The sequence below is a fragment of the Burkholderia sp. AW33-5 genome, assembly GCF_053427615.1.
Genome location: NZ_JBSAXA010000133.1, coordinates 1 through 278 on the forward strand (window position 1 = coordinate 1; position 278 = coordinate 278).

The 278-nt window shown below is 67.3% G+C and carries 1 pseudogene; it reads right to left on the minus strand.

The annotated features are described in order from the left end of the window. Positions 1-278 (minus strand): annotated as a pseudogene (locus tag ACV22V_RS32700) (transporter); the annotation flags it as partial.

Sequence of the window (278 nt, forward strand, 5' to 3'; positions counted from 1 at the left end):
TCGAACCGCTCGAGGAACGCGAGCAGCATCGTCTCGAGGGTCGTCTTGCCGGTGCCGGTCGAACCGAGAATCAGCGTGTGGCCGGCGACCTTCTCGCCGACGCTGTTCTCGTCCAGCCGCGACGCATGGCAGTTCAGGCTGAACAGGCTCTTCGCCACCGTCTGCACCGGCATCAACGCCGAGCCGTCGCCGAGCGGGTTGCCGCGCGCCTTGCCGGCCGCATAGGTGTGCATCGAAAACGACGACGCGAGACTGCGGGTCGACTTCGGCATCGGCCG